Genomic DNA, 4,475 nt, shown 5'->3' on the forward strand with positions numbered 1-4,475 from the left:
TCCGGGTGGGGTGAGCGGATTTCTGTGGCGGCGGTCAATGGGCCGTCCCAGGTGGTGGTGTCGGGTGAGCCCGAGGCGTTGCGTGAGCTGGTGGCGCATTGTGAGCAGCGGGACATTCGTGCTCGTACGATCCCGGTGGATTACGCCTCGCACTCTGCGCATGTGGAGGCGATCGAGGCGCACTTGGCCGAGGTCCTTGCTCCGGTGGCTCCCCAGTCTCCGCAGGTCCCGGTCTTCTCGACGCTGACCGGTGACTGGCTGGATGCGGTCAGCACCCCGATGGACGCGGGGTATTGGTATCGCAACCTCCGTCAGACGGTGCTGTTCGAGCAGGCCACCCGAGGCCTCCTCGCCGAGGGCCACAACCTGTTCCTGGAGATGAGTCCGCACCCGGTCCTGACCGTCCCGGTCCAGGCCGTCATCGAGGACGCCGGACGCGACGGTGCCGCCGTGGCCCTGGGCTCGCTGCGCCGCGACGAGGGCGGTGCTCACCGTCTGGCGCAGTCCATCGCCGAGGCCCACGTCCACGGCGCCGAACTGAACTGGAAATCCCTCTTCCCCGACGTGACCACCCGCACGACCGTCGACCTGCCCACCTACGCCTTCCAGCATCAGCACTACTGGCTGCTCTCCCCGGATGACGACCCGGCCGACGCGGCGCCGCTCGCGCAGGTGGACGAGGTCGAGGCGCGCTTCTGGGAAGCCGTGGAGCGCGAAGACCTGGAAGAGCTCGCCGCCGAGCTGGACACCGACGCGACGAGCGCCGAACTGGGCGCGATACTGCCGGTGCTGTCCTCCTGGCGACGGCAGCGCCGCGAGCGCACTGTCGTGGACGGCTGGCGCTACCGCGTGACCTGGAAGCCGCTCTCCGGCAGCCTGCCGTCGCCTGCGCTCGCGGGCCGGTGGCTGGTCGTCGTGTCCGAGGAGGCTGCCGAGCACCCGTGGGTGGCGGGCGTCGTCGACGCGCTGGCCAAGGCCGGAGCCGAGCCGCACCAACTCCTCGTAGCAGGACATGAGGTGACGCGTGCGGAGCTGACCGAGCAGCTGCGACAGACAGCGTTGACCGAGGGCGACGAGCCACTCTCCGGCGTCGTCTCCCTGCTGGCCCTGGCTGAACAGCCGCACCCCACGCACGCCGTGCTACCGACGGGACTCGCGGGCACCATCACTCTCGTACAGGCCCTGGAGGACGCCGGGATCGACGCGCGCCTCTGGCTGGCGTCAAGTGGCGCCGTCGCCACCGGCCGTGGCGGCGACCGCCTGGACCACCCCGCCCAGGCACAGGTGTGGGGTCTCGGCCGGGTCGTCGCGCTTGAGCACCCCGACCGTTGGGGCGGGCTCATCGACCTGCCCGCCACCCCTGACGCCCGCACGGGTGCCCGGTTCGCCGGGATCCTCGCAGGGGCGGGTGGCGACGAGGACCAGCTCGCGGTGCGCGGCTCCGGGGTCTTCGTGCGGCGTCTCGTGCGGGCCGCGCCCACCGATCGCAGGTCGACGTCGTCCTCGCCGTGGAAGCCACGCGGCACCGTCCTCGTCACCGGCGGCACCGGCGCCCTGGGACCGTTCATCGCGCGCTGGCTCGCGCGCGGCGGTGCCGAGCACCTGGTTCTGACGAGTCGGCGGGGCATGGACGCACCAGGATCCGCCGAACTCAAGGCGGAAATCGAGGAGTTGGGTGTCCAGGTCACCATCGCCGCGTGCGATGTGGCCGACCGGGACGCCGTGTCCGCGTTGCTCGACCAGCTCGCCGATGACGGGCACACCCTGCGTGCCGTGATCCACGCGGCGGCCCTCATCGAGCTGGGTTCGGTGTCCGCCACCTCGCTCGCCGAGTTCGCCGAGATCGCGGCGGCGAAGGTCGAGGGCGCCGACGTCCTCGACGAACTCCTTGACGGCACCGACAGTCGGCACGGCAGCGAACTCGACGCATTCGTGCTGTTCTCGTCGATCGCAGGGGTGTGGGGCAGTGGCGACCACGGCGCGTACGCGGCCGCCAACGCCTACCTCGACGCCCTCGCCGAGCACCGCAGGGCGCGCGGCCTGCACGCGACCTCCGTCGCCTGGGGCGTGTGGAACGTCGTCAACGCCTGGGAGAGCGGCAGCGCCCCCATCGACGTCGACCCGGAGCAGCTGCGCCGACAGGGGCTGCCGTTCCTCGACCCCGATCTGGCCTTCGCGGGCATGCAGCAGGCACTCGACGACGACGAGACCTTCCTGGCCGTGGCTGACGTGGACTGGGATCAGTTCGTGCCCGTGTTCACCTCGCGCCGCGCTCGGCCGCTCCTGTCCGACCTGCCCGACGCCCAGCGCATCCTCGACGCGCAGAGCGGCGACGGGCGATCGGCCGACGGATCGCCCGGCGACGGGGGCGACGACGGAGCCGGCGAGCTGCGCCGCCGCCTGACCGGGCTCGCCGGGGTCGAGCAGGACCGGATCCTGCTCGACCTGGTGCTCGCGCACGCCGCCGCCGTCCTCGGTTACGAGTCGGCCGCCGCACTCGACCCGGAGCGGGCCTTCCGTGAGTTCGGCTTCGACTCGCTCACCGCCGTCGACTTGCGCAACCGCCTCGGCGGCGCCACCGGCCTCCGGCTGCCCACCACGGTCGTCTTCGACCACCCCAACGGCCTGGCCCTGGCCGCGTACCTGCGTGACCAGGTGCTCGGCGATGCGGGGCGCGCGACAGCCACGGCCACCACGGCCACCGCACCGGTGACGGCGGCGGCCGACGAGCAGATCGCCATCGTGGCGATGAGCTGCCGCTATCCCGGCGGCATCAGCAGCCCCGAGGAGATGTGGCAGGTTCTGGAGTCGTCGGCCGACGTCGTCGGCGGCTACCCCACCAACCGCGGCTGGAACGTCGCGGCCCTCTACGACCCGGACCCCGAGACCCCCGGCACCACCACGACCCGGGGCGGCGGTTTCCTGCACGACGCGGGCGCCTTCGACCCGGCGTTCTTCGGAGTGTCGCCCCGTGAGGCGCTCTCCATGGACCCGCAGCAGCGACTGCTCCTCGAAACCTCCTGGGAGGCTTTCGAGCGAGCCGGGATCGACCCCAAGTCGATGCGTGGCGAATCCGCGGGCGTGTTCGTCGGCATGAACTACCAGGACTACGGCACCGGGCCGGGACAGGTGTCCGCAGGCGGCGAGGGCCACATCCTCACCGGCAGTGCGCCCAGCGTCCTGTCCGGCCGCATCGCCTACACGCTCGGCCTCGAAGGCCCCGCCGTCTCCCTGGACACGGCGTGCTCGTCCTCGCTCGTGGCCATGCACATGGCGGCGCAGGCGCTGCGTCAGGGCGAGTGCACGATGGCCCTCGCGGGCGGCGTCGCCGTGATGTCGTCCCCTGGATCGCTCATCGCCTTCAGTCAGCAGCGCGGCCTCGCAGCCGACGGCCGGTGCAAGGCGTTCGCGTCCGCCGCCGACGGCATGGGCATGGCCGAAGGTGTCGGCATGGTCCTCCTGGAGCGCCTCTCCGACGCCCGACGTAACGGCCACAAGGTCCTTGCGGTCGTCCGTGGCTCCGCCATCAACCAGGACGGCGCGAGCAACGGCCTCACCGCCCCCAACGGCCCCTCCCAGCAGCGCGTCATCCGCGCGGCGCTCGCCAACGCCCGCCTCAACACGGGTGACGTCGACGCTGTTGAGGCCCACGGCACCGGCACGACCCTCGGCGACCCGATCGAGGCACAGGCGCTGCTCGCCACCTATGGCCAGGACCGGCCGGAGGGGCAGCCGCTGTGGCTGGGCTCGGTGAAGTCCAACATCGGCCACTCGCAGGCCGCTTCGGGCGTTGCCGGAGTCATCAAAATGGTCCTCGCCATGCAGCACGGCGTACTGCCGCAGACCCTGCACATCGAGCAGCCGACCCCCGAGGTCGACTGGACGGAAGGGTCCGTCGAACTCCTCACCGCGGCCCGTGAGTGGACCGAGCGGGACGCGGGTGCGCCGCGCCGCGCGGGTGTCTCGTCGTTCGGTATGAGCGGCACCAACGCGCACGTGATCCTGGAGCAGGTCCCGGATGTTCCGGAGGCCGAGGAGGCTACGGAGGCCGGGGATGCCGGGCCCGCCGTAGGGTCTGGTGAGCCCGCATCGGTGCTGGCCGGAGTGGTGCCGCTGGTGCTGTCCGGCCGGACCCCGCAGGCGCTGCGCGGGCAGGCCGCACGACTGCGTGAACGCCTGCTGGCCGACACCGAGTCGGGCTCGAACCTCGCCGATGTGGGCTTCTCCCTCGCCGTCACGCGATCGCGTTTCGAGCACCGGGGCGCTGTACTCGCTCAGGACCGCGAGCAGCTCCTGTCCGGCCTCGAGCGGCTGGCCGAGGACGACGCGACGGCTGCGGGCGTGATCTCGGGCCGTGTGGTTGCGGGCGCGAGGCGCCCCGTGTTCGTGTTTCCGGGGCAGGGGTCGCAGTGGGCCGGGATGGCTGTTGAGCTGTTGGATTCCTCTCCGGTGTTTGCGGAACGGATGGGGGAATG

Annotated in this window: 1 protein-coding gene; it reads left to right on the top strand. The window is 71.8% G+C overall.

Going from position 1 to position 4,475, the window contains the following annotated elements; genetic code table 11:
* Positions 1-57 precede the first annotated feature (57 nt).
* A partial coding sequence (locus tag ACZ5CR_RS43425; protein ID WP_468868700.1) for an SDR family NAD(P)-dependent oxidoreductase occupies positions 58-4,475 on the top strand: 4,418 nt, incomplete at its 3' end.

The organism is Streptomyces sp. NPDC031274 (assembly GCF_055570235.1).